This window comes from Serratia nematodiphila DZ0503SBS1 (assembly GCF_000738675.1).
Classification (GTDB): Bacteria; Pseudomonadota; Gammaproteobacteria; order Enterobacterales; family Enterobacteriaceae; genus Serratia; species Serratia nematodiphila.
The window spans coordinates 382,540-402,745 of the sequence record NZ_JPUX01000001.1 but is presented as its reverse complement, the minus strand read 5'-3'; the positions used below and the strand labels follow the sequence as shown (position 1 = coordinate 402,745).

Here is a 20,206-nt window from a genome sequence, read left to right as displayed (position 1 = left end):
CCGGCAGGCTACCTACACTGAAATGAAGAAGTGACATGGGTGACAGTTTGGAGCCGGTTGTTGCGGCTCCCTCATACATAAGGAAGACATTAATGAGTTGGCCGTTCCTTGCCGTATCCTTTTCCGGTTGGCTGTTCGTCGACGCCTCTTACCGTGGGCCGCGCTGGCAGCGCTGGGTGTTCAAACCCGTCACGCTGCTGCTGCTGTTGCTGTTGGCCTGGCAGGCGCCGGTGCTCAGCGCTGCGGGTTATCTGATCGTACTCGGCCTGCTGGCGACGCTGATCGGCGACGCATTGCTCCTGTTGCCGCGCGAACGGGTGCTGTATGCCATCGGCGCCTTTTTCCTGTCCCACCTGCTGTACACCCTGAGTTTCGCCAGCCAGATGACGTTCAGCCTGTTCTGGCCGCTGCCGCTGGCGCTGCTGGCGATCGGCGCACTGCTGCTGGCCACCGTCTGGACTCGGCTGGAAGAGATGCGCTGGCCGATCGTTACCTACGTGGCGATGACGCTGCTGATGGTCTGGCTGGCGGGCGAACAATATTTCCTGCGCAGCACCGATTTCGGCTTCTCGCTGCTGACCGGCACCTCGCTGCTGCTGCTGGCCAACGTGGTTTGGCTGCTCAACCGCTACCGCTTCACCTTCCGCGCGGCGGACGCCATCGTGGCTTTCTGTTACTTCTCCGGCCACTTCCTGATCGTGCGTTCGCTCTACCTGTAGAGACCTACCGCGGGTTCGGCGCGCCGAACCCGTTTCTTCATCAAGCCAGCGCTTTCAACGTCAGAGCATCATCCGCACCCAGCTGATTGCGGTACAGATCGCCGTCGCGCGAGAAGAACGCCAGCGTGCTGCCATCCGCCCGCAGCAAGGCGATGCCGTCCGGAGCCGGGCGCCAGCCCACGACTTCCGCCGCAAACACGCTCTGCAAACACTGTTGCCGATCCACCAGCTGATAGCCGTTGGTCTCGCTTTGTTCATGCGCCAGAAACTCGATTTGGCATTGCCGTTCGCTGTCGGCCACCTGCCATTGCCCCGCCAGCGACTGCGCGGTCGGCAATGCCAAACTGCCGGCCATCACCGCACTCGTCACCATCATGCCACCCGCCGCCAAAGCGGCGCGCGTTAAAGTACCTTTCATACCGGGCTCCTGCATCACGCCCGGCCGAGACTGCGCCGGGCGTTCCGTTGCTGTGTTACACGATAAAGTCCGTGGCGACGTCTACCTGGCCGACGATTTTCACCAGGAAGTCCGGCGCCTGATGACCACCGATGTTCACCGACAAATCGGTCACGTTGCTGGACGCGTTGTAGCTCAGCAGCGCCTCACCGGCCGTGCCGCTGAAGTGATCGACGAAGTGAATGAAATCGCTGCTCTGCGCTTCTTTATTGAAGAACGACAGGTCGATCTTGTCGATCCCTTTCTGGAAGTCGCGGATCCAGTCGGAAGCACCCGGTGCGGAATCGCTGGCGGCAGAGAACACAAAGATGTCTTTGCCGGCACCGCCCCACAGTTCATCCGCCCCGCCGCCGCCGAACAGCACGTCGTTACCCGCGCCGCCTTTCAGCACGTTGTTGGCCGCGTTGCCGACGATCACGTCGTTGCCGGAACCGCCAATGGCGTTCTCAATGGTCACACCGGCGGCGATCGAGACGTTGCCCTTCAGGCCGCCCACGTCGGAGAACGATTTCTCATTCAGGTTGATGCGCTGGTTAGCGGTATAACCGGAGAAGTCGAAGGTATCGTTGCCACCCGCATCCCAGGCCGCAAAGATCACTTTCTGCGAATTGCTGGTGGTGCTGAGGAAGTCACGACCGGTATTGGAGTTAAAGCCGTACACGGTGTCGCCGGTGCGGGTCGACAGGTTCGCGCCATACAGATGCTGAATGGCGGCAATGTCATCCAGCAGCGGAGCCGCGGCATAGTGACCGCCGTTGTCGCCACCGGTGTTGGTTTCACTCCAGTAGCTCATCAGGCTGAACTGGCGGGTATCTTCCGCATAGGTAACGTCGTTATAGGTCGGGTTGCCCTCACCGGCGTTGTAGTCGCCCGGGTGGCTCAGGCCCAGCGCATGGCCAATCTCATGGGTGAACGTCTGGCGGCCGTAGTCTTCGGTCGCCGGATGCTTCACGTTGGATTGGTTGACGTTGTACCAGGTCTGGCCGCCCAAATCCTGGCCCTGCCAAATGGTGTTCGGCAGGAAGGCGTAGGCCTGGGTACCATAATCATAGTGGCCGGGACGATCCTGGCTGTAATTGCCGAAGGTGATATTGGCCTTTTGACCGGCCGCCACTTCGGTGAAGGTGATATTGGCGACGTCGGCCCAGGACTGCAGCGACAGCTTAGCCTGCTGCTGCTGTTCCGCGCTGAACTTGCTCAGCCCGGTATCGCCGGCGACGTTGGTGGAAGAGAACTTATAGTCCGGGAAGGAGAAGGTTAATTTGACCGGCTGGCCAAATACCTTGTAACCGTTCCAGGTTTGGTTCTCGCGGGTAATAAACAGCCCAGCTTGCTCGTTAGAAAATGAATCCTTGCCATTAATCTGAATCCCGTTACCCCGCTCATGATAATGCAGCAGGTCATCTACAGCATCGTAGCCGGTTGTCGCGGCCGCAAGGCTGGATTCAGTAATTTCAATTGCCTTTTTAGTAGATTGCATTGGTTCGATTCCACTCATTACCTGATTGATACCAATCAGACAGATAGACATAACCTCCCCGTAAGCCACGGTTAATGAACCTTAAGCTTGCTGGAAGGGGCTTATGCGCCGTTACCGGCAGTGTGTTAGGTAGAATTAATGCATATATATCAGCAAATAAGATCACCATTAAAAATGGTAATCGATTCCAATTATAGGCAGGGTCGCAAAACTGCACATAAAATAATCAACCATTTATTATCGCAACGAAAGTTTGTTATGCTGCTTTTTAGGCTTATTTACAAAACAAATGAAACTTGGTGAGGATAAGTTGGCACCAAACTTCAATAGCAATGCGGCCTGCAGACTCAAGCGAATCATGCTGGCTTTACCCAGGGGAAAAGGTAAATTTTGCTAAAGCGTTATAGATTAATAACTCTTTATTATTAGGTCAGGCGATTTTTTAGTTTCTATAGGAATATTATTTTCTTATTTAAACTAACGGCAGCGAGCCTTTTCGCCCCAAGAGGGGATAAGAAAAGCCGATAGATTAAAATCCGCATTATTCATTATTGAATGAATACCCCCTTCTCTACGCTTGAACGCCGTTAGCAATAATTCTCATCCGGCGCTTGACTCTGGAGTGGGCTCCAGGGTGTAGAGTCAGTTGAGCAAACCCGTTTAACAGCCCGCAGGGGGACGTTATGCACAATCAGCAAAACCATAATCATCAGGAACATCACCACGCCGAAGGCGGATGCGGCTGCAACCACAGCCACAGCAAAACTCAGCACGGCTGCAGCAGCGAACCGAAAAACGCCGCCGCACAGGCCGAACACGCCCACCATCATCACGATCATGGCGATAGCGGCTGCTGCACCGCCGCACCCGACGATCCGGACGAGGAAAGCGACAGGCTGGCCGCCGCTCCCCCTTCCGGCAGCCAACGTTTCAGCTGGAAAGTCACCGGCATGGACTGCCCCAGCTGCGCCAAGAAAATCGAAAATGCCGTCACCGCACTCCCCGGCGTCGACAGCGCGCGCGTGTTGTTCGCCACCGAGAAACTGGTGGTCGACGCGCAGTCCGACATCAGCCTGCGGATCCAGGACGCGGTCGCCCAGGCCGGCTTTACCCTGCTCGGCGCTCAGACCGCCAAAACCGCCGCGCCCAAAACCTCACGCTTCGGTGAATTCGCGCCGCTGCTGCTGTTAACCACCCTGATGGTCGTCAGTTGGGTGCTGGATCGGGTTAACCCGGAGCTGGGCCGCATCGCCTTTATCGCCACCACGCTGGTCGGGTTGGCGCCGGTCGCCGCCAAGGCGCTGCGTTTGATTCGTTCCGGCACGCCGTTTGCCATCGAAACGCTGATGAGCGTGGCGGCCATCGGCGCGCTGTTCATCGGCGCCACCGCCGAAGCGGCGATGGTGCTGCTGCTGTTTATGGTCGGCGAACTGCTGGAATCCTACGCCGCCAACCGCGCACGGCGCGGGGTGAAGGCGCTGATGGAGCTGGTGCCGGAAGATGCGCTGCTGCTACAAGGCACGGAACGCAAACGCGTGCCGGTCGCCAGCCTGCGCCCCGGCGACGTGATTGAAATCGCGCCCGGTGGGCGCCTGCCGGCCGACGCCGAGCTGCTCAATCCGTTCGCCAGCTTCGATGAAAGCGCCCTGACCGGCGAATCGGTGCCGGTCGAGCGCCAACAGGGGGAGAAAGTGGCTGCCGGCAGCCTGTCCGTCGATCAGGCGGCGCAGATGAAGGTGATCTCCGAGCCCGGCAAAAATGCTATCGACCGTATTCTGCAGTTGATTGAAGAGGCCGAAGAGCGCCGCGCGCCGATCGAACGCTTCCTCGATCGCTTCAGCCGCTATTACACCCCGGCCATTATGCTGCTGGCCATCGCGGTGATCCTGGTGCCACCGCTGCTGTTCTCGCAGCCGTGGGATACCTGGATCTATCGCGGCCTGACGCTGCTATTAATCGGCTGTCCATGCGCGCTGGTGATCTCGACCCCGGCGGCCATTACCTCCGGACTGGCGGCCGCCACGCGGCGCGGCGCGCTGATTAAAGGCGGCGCGGCGCTGGAGCAACTGGGCCAGATCCAAACCATCGCCTTCGATAAAACCGGCACCCTGACCGAAGGCAAGCCGACGGTGACCGACGTGCTGCCTATCGGCGCGCTCACCGAACAGCGGCTGCTGCAGCTTGCCGCCGCGGTGGAAGCCGGTTCGCATCACCCGCTGGCGCAGGCGATCATCAACCGCGCCGCCGAGAGCGGAGCTGAGCTGCCGCTGGCGCAGGCGCGCCGCGCGCTGGCCGGCGTCGGCGTGGAAGGGATCGTGGACGGCAAGACCGTGCTGATCAGCGCGCCGGGCAAGCTGGCGCCGGGCCTGCTCGCCACCCAATGGCAGAGCCAGGTAGACAAGCTGGAAAACGCCGGCAAAACGGCGGTGGTGGTGCTGGAAGACGGCGCGCCCATCGGCTTGCTGGCGCTGCGCGATACGCTGCGCGGCGACGCCAAGCAGGCGATAGCCGAACTGAACGCGCTGGGCATTCGCGGCGTGATGCTGACCGGCGACAACCCGCGCGCCGCCGCCGCGATCGCCGGCGAGCTGGGCCTCGACTATCGCGCCGGTCTGCTGCCGGAAGATAAGGTCAGCGCGGTCACCGAACTGAGCGAACTGCGCCCGACGGCGATGATCGGCGACGGCATCAACGACGCCCCGGCGATGAAAGCCTCCAACATCGGCATCGCCATGGGCAGCGGCACCGACGTGGCGCTGGAAACCGCCGACGCCGCCCTGACCCACAACCGGCTGGTGGGCGTCGCGGAGATGATCCGCATCTCACGCGCCACCCACGCCAATATCCGGCAAAACATCACCATCGCGCTGGGGTTGAAGGGGGTCTTCCTGATCACCAGCCTGCTGGGGCTGACCGGTTTGTGGCTGGCGGTACTGGCTGACTCCGGCGCCACCGCGCTGGTCACCGCCAACGCGCTGCGGCTATTGAGAAAGCGCAGCTAAGCTCTGAAACAAACACGGGCGCGGCATACCGCGCCCGTTGTCATTTGGGGGAGGGAACTTTTAACTCGGCCGCGCCGCCGTTAGACGCCTTTACGTAACAGATAACGGTATGGCACCTGTTCGGTCTCCTGCGCCACCAGCGTGTGCTCCATAAAGCGGCAGAACCCCGGGATATCGCGGGTGGTGGCCGGATCGTCGGCGATAATCAGCAGCGTTTCGCCGTTGTCCATATGGCGCACGGTTTTACGCACCATCATCACCGGTTCCGGACAGCGCAGCCCCAGCGCGTCGAGCGTCTGGTCTGCCTGGGCAAATAAGTCAGTCATGCAATTTTTCTCGTTCAAAAACGATCGGCGAACGCTCGCCGCATCTCATTAGCGCCTAGTTTACGCCGGTAGTTTTTCTGCGCAAGATGCGTTAACGTTTGCGTTAAATTTAACCATTGCATTGGTTGCGCAAACGCGTATCATGCCGCCGCGCAGCGTTTTTTGCTGTTTTGACAAGACACACTGGGTTCCCTCACCCCACTGCTAAAAAGGCTACAACATGTATTCGTTTACCGCACAGCAGCGCTTCACCGCGTTGGTCTGGCTTTCGCTGTTTCATATCGCCATCATTACCTCCAGCAACTACCTGGTGCAGCTGCCGATCACCGTTTTCGGCTTCCATACCACCTGGGGCGCCTTTACTTTCCCGTTTATCTTCCTGGCGACCGATCTGACCGTGCGCATCTTCGGCGCGCCGCTGGCGCGGCGCATCATCCTGGCGGTGATGGTGCCGGCGCTGTTCATCTCTTATGTGATCTCCACCGTCACCTATCAGGGAGAATGGCAGGGCTTTGCGGCGCTGAACAGTTTTAACCTGTTCGTGGCGCGCATCGCCGTCGCCAGCTTTATGGCCTATGTGCTCGGGCAGATCCTCGACGTACACGTCTTCAACCGCCTGCGTCAACGCAGCGCCTGGTGGGTGGCGCCGGCGGCGGCGATGTTCCTCGGCAACATCAGCGATACGCTGGCGTTCTTCTTCATCGCCTTTTATAAGAGCAGCGATCCCTTCATGGCCAACAACTGGGTGGAGATCGCGCTGGTGGATTACAGCTTCAAGGTGATGATCTGCCTGCTGTTCTTCCTGCCGATGTACGGCGTATTGCTGAACATGCTGCTCAAACGCATCGCGGCGCGCAGCGGCGGCCTGCAGCCGGGCTGAGTCGTGTTATTCTGGGCGGCCCTATCCTTTGGAGGCCGCTCATGACCCCAATCGTCCGCACCGCCACGCTTGAAGACATCCACCGCCTTTACCAACGCATCCCCGAATTCGGCGGCCTGCATAGCCTGGCCGATCTGCAGCGGCGCATCGGCACCGCCCCCGCCAGCCTGTTGATCGCCGAGATAGCCGGGCAACCGGCCGGTTTCAAACTCGGTTATCAACGGCAGGAAACGGTGTTTTACAGCTGGCTGGGCGGCGTGCTGCCGGCATTTCGTCGCCACGGCGTGGCGCAGGCCTTGTTGGCTGAACAGGAACGCTGGGCGCGGGCGCAGGGCTATCGCCAACTGACGATCAAAACCCGTAACCGGTTCCGCGCCATGCTGACGATGCTGATCGCCCACCACTATCAGATTGTTCAGCTGGAAAAGAAAGGCGAAGTGGCTGATTATCGGCTATTACTGGAAAAAAACTTGTGACAACATCTGCCTTGCATTTCAACCTGGAATAGGTTGCGATACGACAGTGAATCCCTACCGGAAAGGAAGAAGGAAGCCCGATGCGTAAAGTAGCGAAATTGATGGGTATCAGCCTGCTGGCGCTTGGCCTCGCGGCCTGCGACGGCGAAACCAAAGACACCAAGGCGGCAACGGACGGCACGGCGGCCAGCGCGCCGGCCGGGCAACAGGTGAGCCTGCTGGACGGTAAACTGGCGTTCACCCTGCCGGTCGGCATGGCGGATCAGAGCGGCAAGCTGGGCAACCAGGCTAACAACATGCATGTTTACGCAGACAGCACCGGCCAGCGCGCGGTGATTGTGATCCTGGGTGACAAGACCGCCGACAGCCTGGAGACCCTGGCCAAGCGCCTGGAGAATACCCAACGCGCGCGTGACGCCAACCTGCAGGTGATCACCAACAAAGCGCTCGACGTCAACGGTGTGCCGCTGCGTCAGCTGGACAGCATCATCACCAGCGGCGGCGAGAAAGCCTATTCTTCCGTCCTGATCGGCTCGCTGAACAACAACATGCTTACCATTCAGGTAACGCTGCCGGCGGACAATCAGCAGCAGGCGCAGACCGAAGCCGAAGGCATCATCTCCACCCTGAAGCTGAAGCAGTAATCCCACAAAGGGCCGGCTTGCCGGCCCTTTCGTTTTATGCCAGCGCCTGCGCCAGCAGGGTGATCGGATGTTCGCAGCGTTTGCTGGTGGACATTTCTATCTGCCATTTGCAGGTCTCGCAGTCGGTCACCACCAGATCCACCCCGCTCTCTTCTATCTGCCGGAACAGCGGCGCGCCGATGCCCTGCGACGTGGCGTAGTTCTCCGATTTGAACCCGTAGGTGCCGGCGATGCCGCAGCACTGCGAATCCAGCACCACCAGCTCCAGCCCCGGTATCTGCCGCAGCAGCTCCAGAGTGTAGGCGGTCCAGCCCATCTTCTCCATATGGCAAGGCGTGTGATAAGCCACCCGCAGCGGCGTGCGTTTCAGCGGCAGGCTGCGCCCCTGATTGATCAGACGATAGAGATAGCGCGTCGCCAGCTCCACCCGATCGCGCACCGGGGTGGTGTCTACGTCCAGCAGATGAGGGTATTCGTCACGCAGGGTGAAGGTGCAGCTCGACGAAGTGGCCACCACCGGAATGCCGCGCTCCAGCACCGTTTCATGCAGCGATTCGGCATTGACCCTGGCCTGCTTTTTGGCCTGCTCGATAAACCCGTTGGCGATCAGCGGCACGCCGCAGCATTTCTCGCGCTTCAGCAGCTGCACGCCGATATCCAGCGCATTGAACACCCGGATCAAATCCTTGCCCAGCTGCGGGTGGTTATAGTTGACGAAGCAGCCGTGGAAGAACGCCACCTGCTCGGCGTAACGCTGCTGCGCCTGCGCCTGTTGCCGGTACCAGCGGCGGAAGGTGCCGAAGGAATATTTCGGCAGTTCACGACGGTGATCGATCTTCAGCGCCTTGTCCAGCAGCTTGCGCACCGGTTTCAGCCCGGTGGCGGCGTTGACGATCGGCGCGAACGGCGTCGACAGCGATCCCATGATATCGGTGTGGCTGAGGATGGCGTCACGCAGCGTCGGCTTGCTCTGGGCAAAGTCGGCGCGGGCGCGCTGAATGATGTCGCCGATTTTGACGTCGGACGGGCAGGCCACTTCACAACGCTTGCAGTTGGTGCAATATTTCAACGCCTCGTCGTACAGCGCCGGGTCTTTCAGCCGCAGCCGCTCGCCGTCTGGCCCCGCCTGTTTCGGCCCCGGGTAGAGCGGGTTCACTTTGGCGACCGGGCAGTAGGTGGTGCAGACGGTGCATTTGATGCAGCTTTCAAAGCTGTGATCCTGATGCAGACTCATGCGTTCTCCTCCGCGGCGATCTGCTGCGCAACGTGCAGCGCACCGATCAATGACACGCCGGCGCCGCAGCCCTGCTGCAGCGGATCGTAGCCGCCGGCGACCGCACCGATGGCATACAGATTGTCGAACGGCATTCCCTGCTTCATCGCCCGCAGTCTGCCGTCGGTACGCACGCCAAACTGCAGATAAGGCTGTGGCGCGAACAGCTCGCGCCGGCTCCAGTCGGCGCGATCGGCGCGGCTGTGCACGTCCAGCCCGAAGATCGGCTCACGCACTTCATCGAAATCCGCTACCAGCCCATTGCTGAAGAAGCTGCCGCTGGCCAGCACCACCTGCTGCGCCCGCAGCGGAATATCGCCGTGGTTGCGGGTGTACAAACCGGTGACGCGGCCGGCTTCGCTCTCGGCGCGCAGCACGCTGTCGCCCGGCATGAAAACGCCGCCCAGCTGCTGGAAACGCCGCCGCAGCGCCTGATGCAAGCGCATGCCGGGCACCGAAGGCGGCAGCGTCGGCAGCAGCCGGATCGGCTTACCGACCACATCCTGCAGCACCGCCAGCGACGCGTCGTCCTCCAGGCCCAGACAGGCCGGCAGGAAGAGCGCCTCGGCCTCGCCCGCCAGCCGCCGCAGCTCTTCGGCCATCGGCGGCAGGCTTTCCATCAAATCCAGTACCCGGGCGATGTTCACCGCACGGAACTCGCTGGGGTTATTGCGCAATCTGTCCAGCGCCGGCATGTGCAGATAGGCCACATCCGCCTCTACGCCGAGCTCGCGGCTCAGAGAGTCGGCGGCCATCTGCGGTTGGAAGTCGAGGAACCCTTCGATGCCGATCACCGCAATGCGCCGCCAGGGCAGTTGGCCGGTCAGCGGCAGCGTCGGGATCGCCTGCGGGCTGAGCCAGGTAGCGCGGCGCGTGCCGAGCGGCGTAATGCGCAGATGGTTGTTCACCCCCTCGCCCTGCAGATTCAGCCCGCAGCGTTCCAGCAGCCGCTGCGCGGCGGCGGACAGCGCCGCCACCCGGCCGGGGCCAATCAGAGAATACGGATGCTCCGGCGCCTGTTGCGCCAGCTGCGGCAGCGCCGCCAGCGGCATCTCGACCGGCGTGCCGTCCGGCAATCTCGCCAGCAGATCGAGCGAGCCGGAGGAGAAGTAGAGCGCGCTCTGGCCGGAACTGACCACCGCACAGCGTTTGCCCTGTTCGGCCACGGCAATGGCGCAGCTCAAGCCCGCCAGGCCGCCGCCAATCACCACTACGTCAAATCGCATCATCCGCCTCCTGCTCTTTGTCTGCCTGGGCCTCAAGCCCGCATAACCCTTGGTAAACCCAACTGGTGAATTCGCTCTCGCGCAGCGCATCGCCCCAGGCGATCGGCCGCACGCCTTTCCAGCGTTCGTTGAGGAACTGCGACAGCTGCGCGATGGATTGCTGCGGCGTGCTGACCTTGAAGCGCGTCAGCAGCCCGGCGGCGCGGCAGGCGCAGAGTTCACCCTGGCAGGTGCCCATGCCGACGCGGGTGCGGCGGCGCAGATCCACCAGGTTATTGACGGTCAGCGAATTGACCGCATAGCGCACTTCCCCGGCGGTCACCGCCTCGCACTCGCACACCAGGCTGGTGTCGAGCCGATCGGCCGCCGGCACCTGGCTGGCGCGATCGCCGTGCCGGTAAATCGCCGAGCCGCGAATGCTGGCGGGCAGAGAAACCACGCTGCGCACCGTTTCCTCCGCCGACTGACGGGATCCGGGCAACGCGTCCTGCGCGGTGGTGCACGGGCGGTTTACCCCGAGCTTTTCGCACACCTTGTCGGTAGCCCACTCCGCCATCAGGCGGTAGGTCATCAGCTTGCCGCCGGTGATGGTGATAAACCCTTCCAGCCCGTCGCGGGCGGCGTGATCGAGCAGCACGATGCCGCGGCTGACGTTGCGCCCGCTGGGATCGTCGTCGCTGGCCACCAGCGGCCGCACCCCGGCATAGGCGCGCAGAATGCGGGTCTGCGCCAGGGTGGGCGCCAGCAGCGCCCCCTCGCGGATCAGAATGTCCACCTCCTGCGGCGTCACCAGCATGTTATCGATTTGGTCGTAGTCGATATGGGTCGAGGTGGTGCCGATCAGCGAGATGGTGTCGCCCGGCACCAGGATGTCGGCGTCCGCCGGTTTGCGGCAACGGTTGATCACCATGTTGTTGATGCGGTGACCGAGGATCAGCAGCGCTCCCTTGGCCGGGAACATGCGGATACGCAAATCGGCGTATTCGGCGATCTGTTGGCCCCAGATGCCGGCGGCGTTGACCACCACCGGCGCGTGCAGCTCATAGCGCCGCTGATTCTGATGGTCGTAAACGCGCACGCCCGTCACCCGGTCGCCGCTGCGCAACAATCCGACCACCTGGTGGTAAGTCAGGATCTGCGCGCCGTGCTCGCGCGCATCCAGCATGTTGGCGGCGGTCAGCCGGAAAGGATCGACGGTGCCGTCCGGCACCCGCACCGCGCCAATCAGCGCCGGATTAGCCGCCGGCTCCAGCCGCAGCGCCAGCTGCGGGTCGATCGCTTCGGCGTCGATGTCGGCCTGGCGACAGGCGGCGATAAACTGTTGCTGATACTCCAGCGAGTCCTGCGGCAGGGTGATGAACAGCCCATCGGTGCGCTCGATACAGTGATGCGCGATGCGTTTCAGGATGCGGTTCTCTTCGATGCACTCGCGCGCCGACTCGCCGTCGGTCACCGCATAGCGCGCGCCGCTGTGCAGCAAGCCGTGGTTGCGGCCGGTGGCGCCGGTGGCGATGTCGTGACGCTCCAGCAAAATGCAGCGCAAGCCGCGCCGCGCACAATCGCGGGCAATGCCTGCGCCGGTGGCGCCGCCGCCGATGATGATCACATCCGTTTCGCCGCCGTCAAAATAGCTGCTCATGTCGCTCCCTCAGGATCGGTAGTTATGAGCCTATTGAGCCACGGTTATTAGGGTCTTTGTTTGATAAGGAACAAGAACGAACATAAAACGAAATAAAAATGTCCACAAAAAACCATCAATGTGATCATAATCACGATTTTTGGACGTTTTTCTATTTCATAACGTTAACGAATCGCTCAAAATCCGCCGTGGTTTCATGAAAGTGTAACAATTGCGCCATTCGTCACAGCGACACCAGGCGTATTTGTCGACAATGGCGCTCGTTATGGAACACAAAAACACCACATTCGATATCCGCTCAATCATCAAATGAACGTAAAAGGTCATATTGATGTGATAACAGATAAAGCCATCGGAGGCGCTCATGTTGAGTATTTTTAAGCCGGCCGCACACATCGCCCGTGTGCCGAGCGATAAGGTAGACCCGCTCTACCGTAAGCTGCGCTGGCAAATTTTCCTGGGGATCTTCTTCGGTTACGCCGCTTACTATCTGGTGCGTAAGAACTTCACCCTGGCCATGCCTTACCTGATCGAACAAGGCTTCAGCCGCGGCGACCTCGGCTTCGCGCTGTCGGGCATCTCCATCGCCTACGGCTTCTCCAAATTCATCATGGGTTCGGTCTCCGACCGTTCCAACCCGCGAGTGTTCCTGCCTGCCGGCCTGATCCTGGCGGCGGCGGTGATGTTGTTCATGGGCTTCGTGCCGTGGGCCACCTCCAGCATCGCGGTGATGTTCGTTCTGCTGTTCCTGTGCGGCTGGTTCCAGGGCATGGGTTGGCCGCCGTGCGGCCGTACCATGGTGCACTGGTGGTCGCAGAAAGAACGCGGCGGCATCGTTTCCATCTGGAACTGCGCCCACAACGTGGGTGGCGGCCTGCCGCCGCTGCTGTTCCTGCTGGGCATGGCCTGGTTCAACGACTGGCACGCGGCGCTGTACATGCCGGCCTTCGGCGCCATCCTGGTGGCCCTGATCGCCTTCGCCCTGATGCGCGACACCCCGCAATCCTGCGGCCTGCCGCCGATTGAAGAGTACAAAAACGACTATCCGGACGACTACAGCGAAAAAGACGAAGAAGAGCTGACCGCCAAGCAGATCTTCATGCAGTACATCCTGCCGAACAAGCTGCTGTGGTACATCGCGGTCGCCAACGTGTTCGTCTACCTGCTGCGTTACGGCATTCTGGACTGGTCGCCGACCTACCTGAAAGAAGTGAAGCACTTCGCGCTGGACAAGTCTTCCTGGGCCTACTTCCTGTATGAATACGCCGGTATCCCGGGCACTCTGCTGTGCGGCTGGATGTCGGACAAAGTGTTCAAAGGCAACCGCGGCGCCACCGGCGTGTTCTTCATGACGCTGGTGACCATCGCCACCGTGGTGTTCTGGATGAACCCGGCCGGCAACCCGACCGTGGACATGATCTGTATGCTGGTCATCGGCTTCCTGATCTACGGCCCGGTTATGCTGATCGGCCTGCACGCGCTGGAGCTGGCGCCGAAGAAAGCCGCCGGCACCGCCGCGGGCTTCACCGGCCTGTTCGGCTACCTGGGCGGCTCGGTCGCGGCCAGCGCCATCGTCGGTTACACCGTAGACTTCTTCGGTTGGGACGGCGGCTTCATGGTGATGATCGGCGGCAGCATCGCAGCGGTCATCCTGCTGCTGCTGACCATGCTGAACGAGAAGAAACACCACGCGGAAATCGCCGCCAAGCGCGGTTAAGCGTCACACGACTTTTGCATGATTTAAAGGCCGCCCTGCGGCCTTTTTACTACCCTGCCCCCAACAACACGGAGAAAACGGAATGCGGACTCAAGTCAAAGCCCTGCTGACAGGGATCATTCTCGCCACCTCGATGGTCAGCGCCGCGCAGGCGGCGGACAAAGTGGTCATCGCCCACCGCGGCGCCAGCGGCTACCTGCCGGAACACACCCTGCCGGCGAAGGCGATGGCCTACGCGCAGGGCGCCGATTATCTCGAACAAGATCTGGTGATGACCAAGGACAACGAGCTGGTGGTGCTGCACGACCATTACCTCGATCGCGTCACCGACGTCGCCGAACGCTTCCCGGACCGCGCGCGTAAAGACGGCCGTTATTACGCCATCGACTTTACGCTGGCGGAGATCAAATCGCTGAAGTTCACCGAAGGCTTTGAAATCGAAAACGGCAAGAAGGTGCAGGGTTACCCTGGCCGCTTCCCGATGGGCAAATCCGACTTCCGCGTGCACACCTTCCAGGAGGAGATCGAGTTCGTGCAGGGTCTGAACCATTCGACCGGCAAGAACATCGGCATCTACCCTGAAATCAAGGCGCCTTGGTTCCACAAACAGGAAGGCAAAGACATCTCCAGCAAAGTGCTGGCGGTGCTCAAGCAGTACGGCTACACCGGCAAGAACGACAACGTCTACCTGCAGTGCTTCGACGCCAACGAGCTCAAGCGCATCAAGAACGAGCTGGAGCCGAAGCTGGGCATGGATCTGAAGCTGGTGCAGCTGATCGCCTATAACGACTGGCAGGAAACCTACGAGCAGAAAGCCGACGGCAAGTGGGTGGAATACGACTACGACTGGATGTTCAAACCGGGCGCGATGAAGAAAATCGCTCAGTATGCCGACGGCATCGGGCCGGACTACCACATGCTGGTGGTGGCGGATCAATCCAAGCCGGGCCACATCGTGCTGACCGACATGGTGAAAGAAGCGCACGCCAGCAAGCTGGCGGTGCATCCGTTCACCATCCGCGCCGATGCGCTGCCGAAGTACGTGACCGACGTGAACCAACTGTATGACGTGATTTACAACCAGGCCGGCGTCGACGGCGTGTTCACCGACTTCCCGGACAAGGGCGTGCAGTTCCTGCAGAAGCAGGGCCAGCACAAGTAATGCCAAGGGCGCCGCGAGGCGCCCTTATTATTTAATGGTTATTTCAGAGGAACATCTTGCGCAGGTAGTGCGGCACCGCGTTATCGACGTTGGAGCCGATCACTTCCAGCTCCGGCAGCATGTCCTTCAGGCGCTGATGCGCGTCGCGCATGATGCAGCCCTTGCCGGCCATCGACAACATCTCCAGATCGTTCATGCCGTCGCCGAAGGCGATGCACTCTTGCAGCGTATAGCCGATGATCTTGGCCACTTCTTCCAGCGCATGCCCTTTCGACACGCCGCCCGCCATCACTTCCAGGCAGGTCGGGAACGAGAAGCTGACGTTGACCCGATCGCCCCAGCGCGCGTTGATGGCGTCTTCCACCTGCAGCAACCGCTCGTGATCTTCACAGGTGAAGTAAACCTTGCAGACGCAGTCGGTTTCCAGCAGGCCCGGCTCAAACAGCTGATATTTGAACACCGACTCCTGGAAGAACTCTTCCTGCTCCGGGCTTTCGCGGTTGGTAAACCAATCGTCGTTACGGTAGACGTTGGTGGTGATATCCGGATCGTCGTGCAGCATGCCGTACAGATCGCGGGCGATATCCCCGTCCAGGTTGTGGCTGAAAATCAGTTCGCCGGCGGTGTTGTGCACCCGTGCGCCGTTGGAGGTGATCATAAAGGCGCTGATCTCCAGGCTGTCGCGGATCTGCGCCACGTCGATATGGTGGCGGCCGGTGGCGAACACGAAATGCACGCCGCGCTGAGTCAGCAACTTCAGCGTTTCTTTAGCGTACGGCGACAGGGTATGGTCGGGAGACAGCAGCGTGCCATCTAAATCGGAAGCGACGACGTGATACATAGCGTTATGTTCTAACCTCTGATGGAGTTGTCGGCGGCAGCGCACCGCCTAAGTGTTGAGCAAAGAAGCGCAGAATTGCGTTCAGTGCTTCGGCGCGCAGCGCGTCCCGCTCGAACAGGATCTCATGGCGTGCGCCGTTGATAACCCACGGGAGCCTCCCTTCGCAAGGGCGCCCCGCGTCTGACAGAGCCTGACAAAAAGCCTGGTGCGAACGGTTGTCGACTACCCGTTCTTCACCGGCCTGCAAAAGCAACAGCGGCGTGGTGATCTTCCCGGCCCGCGCGATAATCTGCCGGCCGGCGCGGATGCTCTCCCGCACCCAATGGTAGGTCGGCCCGCCCACCTGCAGCTCGGGGTAATCGGCATAATAACGCAGGCTGCGCCGGTAACGCTCGCGGCTATGGGTCAACACGTTGACCACATAGGGCAACGGACGCCACTGGCCGGTGCCCACCGCGTAATAGTCGCGGATCGCCGGGCGGGTCTCCGCCCAGTCGAGAATGCGATCGGCCAGCCAACCCGGCATCGGCAACCGGATGCCGAACATCGGCGCGCAAAACGCCGCCGCGTCGAACGCCTGCGGCCGGCGCTGCAGGAACTGCGCCAGGATCGCGCCGCCCATCGAATGCGCCAGCGCGAAGCGCTGCCGATAACCGTGCGATTCGACCTCGCGCAGCCACAGCTGTTCGAAATCGTCCACGTAGTCGGCGAAGTTTACCACATGACCGCGGTGCGTATCCGCCAGTAAACGCCCGGAACGCCCCTGCCCGCGATGATCGACGATCACCACGTCGTAGCCGCAGTGGAACAGATCGTAGGCCACCTCAGGGTATTTCACGTAGCTTTCGATGCGGCCGGGGCTGACCACCACCACTCGCTGATGCCGCGCAGAACTGAAGCGCACAAAGCGGATCGGCACGCCGTCCACGCCGCTGAATTCGCCTTCTTCGCGCTGCCGCCAGAAATCCAACAGCGGCCCGGTGGCGAAGGCAGCGAACTGCGTTTCACGCGTTAACCAGTCATCGGAGCTGAGAGTGAACGAGGTCATCGAGAGCGTTTTCCCTGTGGGGCCGGCGGAAAATGTGACCGCTGGCACAAGAAATCATACTAGCGTATTGTGATTCAATTCTGACAAAAACGGCGCCGCCTCGGCGCATTGTGGCACAAAACGACACTTTCAGGGAGCCGAAGCACCATGACCTTGGACTGGTGGTTAACCTATCTGCTGACCACGCTTATCCTGAGCCTTTCCCCCGGCTCAGGCGCCATCAATACCATGAGCACCGGCATCAGCCACGGCTATCGCGGCGCCGCCGCCTCGATCGCCGGGCTGCAGGTCGGGCTGAGCGCGCATATCGTGCTGGTGGGCATCGGTCTCGGCGCGCTGATATCGCAATCGCTGCTGGCGTTCGAACTGTTGAAATGGTTGGGCGCCGCCTACCTGGTGTGGCTCGGCATCCAGCAGTGGCGCGCCGCCGGCGCGCTGGATCTGCATGCGCTGGCGGGCAGCATGCCGCGCCGCCGTCTGTTCCGCCGCGCGGTGCTGGTCAACCTGACCAACCCGAAAAGCATCGTGTTTCTCGCCGCGCTGTTCCCACAGTTCATCTTGCCCAATCAGCCGCAGGCCGAGCAGTATCTGGTGCTCGGCGTCACCACCGTGGTGGTGGATATTCTGGTGATGATCGGTTACGCCACTCTGGCGACGCGCATCGCCGGCTGGCTGAGAACGCCGCGCCAGATGCAGTTGCTCAACCGACTGTTCGGTTCGCTGTTCATTCTGGTGGCGGGGCTGCTGGCGACTGCCCGCAAAGCCTGACAAAAAAGGCCGGGCATCGCTGCTCGGCCTTGGGCATGTCACCGCCGATCAGCGGGTAAAGATCAGGTGTAACCCGAAGCCGGTAAACAGCACGCCCGCCACCCCGTCTATCCACTTGGCCAACCGCTGATAGCCGCGGCGCTTCGCCGGCAGCGCGAACACCACCGCCACCAGGCTGAACCAGACGAAGGTCTCGGCGACGATCAGCAAGAACAGCCCCCAGCGCGCTCCGGCGCCAACGCTGTCGCCGACGAACAGCGAGAACACGCTGCCGAAATAGATCACCGCTTTCGGGTTGGACAGATTGGTCAGGAAGCCGCGAATAAAGCTGCGCCCGGCCTTCGGCAAGGCCACCTGGGCCTCCGCCACCGGCGAAACTTGCTGCGCCCGCGCGGAACGCAGCAGTTGCCACCCCATCCAGCACAGGTACATCCCGCCGCCGACCATGATGATCTGATGCAGCCAGGCCATCTTCTGCAGGATCAGATGCAGCCCCATCAACGCCACGCCGGCCCATACCACGATGCCGAGCGAAATGCCGACCACGCCCATCATCGCCTCGCGGCGCGAGCGGCTGGCGGCGGTTTGCGACACGAAAAAGAAGTCCGGCCCCGGGCTCATCAGCGCAATCAGATGCACCAGCGCCACGGTGAGAAACAGCATCAGCATGATATATCGCCCTCAGTCTTCATCATTGTCGAGATGGTCGCGGATCATCGCCATAAAGGGCGCGCCGAAACGCTCCAGTTTGCGCTGGCCGACGCCGTTGACGCTCAGCAGATCGCCGGCCTTGATCGGCATCTGTTCGGCCATTTCCAGCAGCGTGGCGTCGTTGAACACCACGTAGGGAGGAATGTTTTCTTCGTCGGCGATCGATTTGCGCAGTTTGCGCAGCTTGGCGAACAGCTTGCGATCGTAATTGCCGCCGTAGGATTTCTGATTGGCGCTGCTGCGCGACTTCAGGCTCTGAATGCGCGGCACCGCCAGCTGCAGCGCCACCTCGCCGCGCAACACCGGGCGCGCCGCCTCGGTCAATTGCAGCGCCGAGTGCATGGCGATGTTCTGGGTGATAAAACCCAGGTGGATCAGCTGACGCAGCACGCTGGTCCAGTGTTCGGTGGTCTGATCGCGGCCGATGCCGTACACCGGCAGTTTGTCGTGGCCATATTCGCGAATACGCTGGTTGTTGGCGCCGCGCAGCACTTCCACGATGTACCCGAGGCCAAAGCGCTGGCCGACGCGATACACGCAGGACAGCGCCTTGCGCGCGTCCTCCAGCCCGTCGTAGCGCTTGGGCGGATCGAGGCAGATATCGCAGTTGCCGCAGTTCTCGTGCTTGCCTTCGCCAAAGTAGTTGAGCAGCACCAGGCGGCGGCAGGTTTGCGCCTCGGCGAACGCCCCCATGGCATTCAGCTTGTGGCGCTCGATGTCCAGCTGTTGCCCGGCGGGTTTCTCCTCCAGGCAGCGGCGCAGCCAGGCCATATCGGCCGGATCGTACAGCAGGATGGCTTCGGCCGGCAGGCCGTCGCGCCCGGCGCGGCCGGTCTCCTGATAATAGGATTCGATATTGCGCGGGATGTCGAAATGCACCACGAAACGCACGTTGGGTTTGTTGATGCCCATGCCGAAGGCGACGGTGGCCACCACCACCTGCAGATCGTCACGCTGGAACGCTTCCTGCACCTGGGCGCGGCGATCGTTGTCCAGCCCGGCGTGATAAGCGCCGACGCTCAGCCCGCGGCTTTGCAGGCGCGCGGCGGTGTCTTCCACCTTGGCGCGGCTGTTGCAATAGATAATGCCGCTCTTGCCGCGCTGATCCTGCACGAAGCGCCACAGCTGATCGAGCGGTTTGAATTTTTCCACCAGCGTGTAGCGGATGTTCGGCCGGTCAAAGCTGCTGACCTGCACCAGCGGGTCCTGCAGCGACAGCAGGCGCACGATATCGCCGCGGGTGGCCTCGTCGGCGGTGGCGGTCAGCGCGATCACCGGCATCGACGGGAAGCGCTGTTTCAGCTGACCCAGCGCGCGATATTCCGGCCGGAAGTCATGGCCCCATTGGGAGATGCAGTGCGCCTCATCCACCGCCAGCATCGCCGGCGGGCAGTGATCGAGCAGGTTGAGGAAGCTTTCCATCATCAGCCGCTCCGGCGCGATGTACAGCATCTTGATGGTGCCGTTGCGGCAGCCGGCCATGACGTCCAACTGCTCCTCGCGGGTTTGCGTCGAGTTGTAGCAGGCGGCGGAAACGCCGTAGGCCAACAGCTGATCGACCTGGTCCTTCATCAGCGAGATCAGCGGGGAAACCACCAGGGTCAGGCCGTCCATCACCAGCGCCGGGATTTGGTAGCACAACGACTTGCCGCCGCCGGTCGGCATCACCACCAGGCAATCCTGCCCGCCGATCGCGGCGTTGATAATCGTTTGTTGGCCCGGACGGAATTGCTGGTAGCCGAAGGTATCGCGCAATACCTGCTCGGCCAGCAACTCTCTGTTAATCACTGCTGCGGTTGACACACACTTCCCCATTTTTTCATCGGTACACACCCAC

Annotated in this window: 18 protein-coding genes; 8 read left to right on the top strand and 10 right to left on the bottom strand. The window is 61.4% G+C overall.

Features of this window, described 5'->3' with window-relative positions; translation table 11 throughout:
* Window positions 1–92: 92 nt before the first annotated feature.
* Window positions 93–719 carry a lysoplasmalogenase gene (locus JL05_RS01800; protein WP_033631503.1) on the top strand — a complete coding sequence of 209 codons (627 nt, stop codon included), beginning with the start codon at window positions 93–95 and terminating at the stop codon, window positions 717–719.
* A 40-nt stretch (window positions 720–759) separates the two neighbouring features.
* Here the strand turns inward: JL05_RS01800 and JL05_RS01795 are convergent, their stop codons facing one another.
* Both JL05_RS01795 and JL05_RS01790 read right to left on the bottom strand, forming a co-directional pair.
* Complete coding sequence (locus JL05_RS01795) at window positions 760–1,137, bottom strand: AprI/Inh family metalloprotease inhibitor (protein ID WP_015376281.1); 378 nt, start codon at window positions 1,135–1,137, stop codon at window positions 760–762.
* 55 nt (window positions 1,138–1,192) lie between these two features.
* Window positions 1,193–2,656: a serralysin family metalloprotease gene (locus tag JL05_RS01790; RefSeq protein WP_033631502.1), complete on the bottom strand. Its 1,464-nt coding sequence runs from the start codon at window positions 2,654–2,656 to the stop codon at window positions 1,193–1,195.
* Between the two features lie 683 nt (window positions 2,657–3,339).
* On the opposite strand from JL05_RS01790, the gene JL05_RS01785 reads away from it, so the two are divergent.
* A complete protein-coding gene (locus tag JL05_RS01785; protein ID WP_033631501.1) occupies window positions 3,340–5,658 on the top strand; it encodes a zinc/cadmium/mercury/lead-transporting ATPase in 2,319 nt (772 codons plus the stop codon).
* An 80-nt stretch (window positions 5,659–5,738) separates the two neighbouring features.
* On the opposite strand, the gene tusA is transcribed toward JL05_RS01785, so the two are convergent.
* Complete coding sequence (gene tusA, locus JL05_RS01780; RefSeq protein WP_004934314.1) at window positions 5,739–5,984, bottom strand: sulfurtransferase TusA; 246 nt, start codon at window positions 5,982–5,984, stop codon at window positions 5,739–5,741.
* 220 nt (window positions 5,985–6,204) lie between these two features.
* Between tusA and JL05_RS01775 the strand changes: the two genes are divergently transcribed.
* The 3 genes from JL05_RS01775 (at window position 6,205) to JL05_RS01765 (ending at window position 7,984) form a co-directional block, all read left to right on the top strand.
* Complete coding sequence (locus JL05_RS01775) at window positions 6,205–6,864, top strand: 7-cyano-7-deazaguanine/7-aminomethyl-7-deazaguanine transporter (protein WP_004934310.1); 660 nt, start codon at window positions 6,205–6,207, stop codon at window positions 6,862–6,864.
* A gap of 41 nt (window positions 6,865–6,905) precedes the next feature.
* Window positions 6,906–7,340 carry a GNAT family N-acetyltransferase gene (locus JL05_RS01770; RefSeq protein ID WP_033631500.1) on the top strand — a complete coding sequence of 145 codons (435 nt, stop codon included), beginning with the start codon at window positions 6,906–6,908 and terminating at the stop codon, window positions 7,338–7,340.
* Between the two features lie 80 nt (window positions 7,341–7,420).
* Window positions 7,421–7,984: a DcrB family lipoprotein gene (locus tag JL05_RS01765; protein ID WP_004934304.1), complete on the top strand. Its 564-nt coding sequence runs from the start codon at window positions 7,421–7,423 to the stop codon at window positions 7,982–7,984.
* 34 nt (window positions 7,985–8,018) lie between these two features.
* Here JL05_RS01765 and glpC read toward each other — a convergent pair whose 3' ends face one another.
* The 3 genes from glpC to glpA are packed head-to-tail and all read right to left on the bottom strand — an operon-like array spanning window position 8,019 to window position 12,122.
* Entirely contained in the window at window positions 8,019–9,218 is a 1,200-nt protein-coding gene (glpC, locus tag JL05_RS01760) for an anaerobic glycerol-3-phosphate dehydrogenase subunit GlpC (RefSeq protein ID WP_016929482.1), read from the bottom strand.
* A complete protein-coding gene (gene glpB / locus JL05_RS01755) occupies window positions 9,215–10,483 on the bottom strand; it encodes a glycerol-3-phosphate dehydrogenase subunit GlpB (protein ID WP_033631499.1) in 1,269 nt (422 codons plus the stop codon). Before glpB ends, glpC begins: the two co-directional genes overlap by 4 nt.
* Complete coding sequence (gene glpA / locus JL05_RS01750; protein ID WP_033631498.1) at window positions 10,473–12,122, bottom strand: anaerobic glycerol-3-phosphate dehydrogenase subunit A; 1,650 nt, start codon at window positions 12,120–12,122, stop codon at window positions 10,473–10,475. The genes glpB and glpA overlap by 11 nt, the downstream gene beginning before the upstream one ends.
* A 364-nt stretch (window positions 12,123–12,486) precedes the next feature.
* Between glpA and glpT the strand changes: the two genes are divergently transcribed.
* Window positions 12,487–13,839 carry a glycerol-3-phosphate transporter gene (gene glpT / locus JL05_RS01745; protein WP_015376273.1) on the top strand — a complete coding sequence of 451 codons (1,353 nt, stop codon included), beginning with the start codon at window positions 12,487–12,489 and terminating at the stop codon, window positions 13,837–13,839.
* 82 nt (window positions 13,840–13,921) lie between these two features.
* Entirely contained in the window at window positions 13,922–15,001 is a 1,080-nt protein-coding gene (glpQ, locus tag JL05_RS01740) for a glycerophosphodiester phosphodiesterase (RefSeq protein WP_015376272.1), read from the top strand.
* 43 nt (window positions 15,002–15,044) lie between these two features.
* Here the strand turns inward: glpQ and yigL are convergent, their stop codons facing one another.
* Both yigL and pldB read right to left on the bottom strand, forming a co-directional pair.
* On the bottom strand, window positions 15,045–15,842 hold the full coding sequence (gene yigL, locus JL05_RS01735; RefSeq protein ID WP_033631497.1) for a sugar/pyridoxal phosphate phosphatase YigL: 798 nt from the start codon (window positions 15,840–15,842) through the stop codon (window positions 15,045–15,047).
* 4 nt (window positions 15,843–15,846) lie between these two features.
* The gene (pldB, locus tag JL05_RS01730; protein ID WP_033631496.1) at window positions 15,847–16,890 is read right to left on the bottom strand and encodes a lysophospholipase L2; all 1,044 of its coding nucleotides are present in this window, start codon (window positions 16,888–16,890) and stop codon (window positions 15,847–15,849) included.
* A gap of 147 nt (window positions 16,891–17,037) precedes the next feature.
* On the opposite strand from pldB, the gene rhtB reads away from it, so the two are divergent.
* Entirely contained in the window at window positions 17,038–17,658 is a 621-nt protein-coding gene (rhtB, locus tag JL05_RS01725) for a homoserine/homoserine lactone efflux protein (RefSeq protein WP_004934282.1), read from the top strand.
* A gap of 48 nt (window positions 17,659–17,706) precedes the next feature.
* Here rhtB and rhtC read toward each other — a convergent pair whose 3' ends face one another.
* Window positions 17,707–18,327, bottom strand: coding sequence for a threonine export protein RhtC (gene rhtC, locus JL05_RS01720; RefSeq protein WP_033631495.1), 621 nt, complete (start codon window positions 18,325–18,327; stop codon window positions 17,707–17,709).
* Between the two features lie 12 nt (window positions 18,328–18,339).
* On the bottom strand, window positions 18,340–20,172 hold the full coding sequence (gene recQ, locus JL05_RS01715; RefSeq protein ID WP_004934274.1) for an ATP-dependent DNA helicase RecQ: 1,833 nt from the start codon (window positions 20,170–20,172) through the stop codon (window positions 18,340–18,342).
* Window positions 20,173–20,206: the final 34 nt, after the last annotated feature.

Bases quoted from the DNA above. Each gene is read 5' to 3' on its own strand.
- JL05_RS01800 (WP_033631503.1), top strand. From the start codon at position 93: ATGAGTTGGCCGTTCCTTGCCGTATCCTTTTCCGGTTGGCTGTTCGTC.
- JL05_RS01795 (WP_015376281.1), bottom strand. From the start codon at position 1,137: ATGAAAGGTACTTTAACGCGCGCCGCTTTGGCGGCGGGTGGCATGATG.
- JL05_RS01790 (WP_033631502.1), bottom strand. From the start codon at position 2,656: ATGCAATCTACTAAAAAGGCAATTGAAATTACTGAATCCAGCCTTGCG.
- JL05_RS01785 (WP_033631501.1), top strand. From the start codon at position 3,340: ATGCACAATCAGCAAAACCATAATCATCAGGAACATCACCACGCCGAA.
- tusA (WP_004934314.1), bottom strand. From the start codon at position 5,984: ATGACTGACTTATTTGCCCAGGCAGACCAGACGCTCGACGCGCTGGGG.
- JL05_RS01775 (WP_004934310.1), top strand. From the start codon at position 6,205: ATGTATTCGTTTACCGCACAGCAGCGCTTCACCGCGTTGGTCTGGCTT.
- JL05_RS01770 (WP_033631500.1), top strand. From the start codon at position 6,906: ATGACCCCAATCGTCCGCACCGCCACGCTTGAAGACATCCACCGCCTT.
- JL05_RS01765 (WP_004934304.1), top strand. From the start codon at position 7,421: ATGCGTAAAGTAGCGAAATTGATGGGTATCAGCCTGCTGGCGCTTGGC.
- glpC (WP_016929482.1), bottom strand. From the start codon at position 9,218: ATGAGTCTGCATCAGGATCACAGCTTTGAAAGCTGCATCAAATGCACC.
- glpB (WP_033631499.1), bottom strand. From the start codon at position 10,483: ATGCGATTTGACGTAGTGGTGATTGGCGGCGGCCTGGCGGGCTTGAGC.
- glpA (WP_033631498.1), bottom strand. From the start codon at position 12,122: ATGAGCAGCTATTTTGACGGCGGCGAAACGGATGTGATCATCATCGGC.
- glpT (WP_015376273.1), top strand. From the start codon at position 12,487: ATGTTGAGTATTTTTAAGCCGGCCGCACACATCGCCCGTGTGCCGAGC.
- glpQ (WP_015376272.1), top strand. From the start codon at position 13,922: ATGCGGACTCAAGTCAAAGCCCTGCTGACAGGGATCATTCTCGCCACC.
- yigL (WP_033631497.1), bottom strand. From the start codon at position 15,842: ATGTATCACGTCGTCGCTTCCGATTTAGATGGCACGCTGCTGTCTCCC.
- pldB (WP_033631496.1), bottom strand. From the start codon at position 16,890: ATGACCTCGTTCACTCTCAGCTCCGATGACTGGTTAACGCGTGAAACG.
- rhtB (WP_004934282.1), top strand. From the start codon at position 17,038: ATGACCTTGGACTGGTGGTTAACCTATCTGCTGACCACGCTTATCCTG.
- rhtC (WP_033631495.1), bottom strand. From the start codon at position 18,327: ATGCTGATGCTGTTTCTCACCGTGGCGCTGGTGCATCTGATTGCGCTG.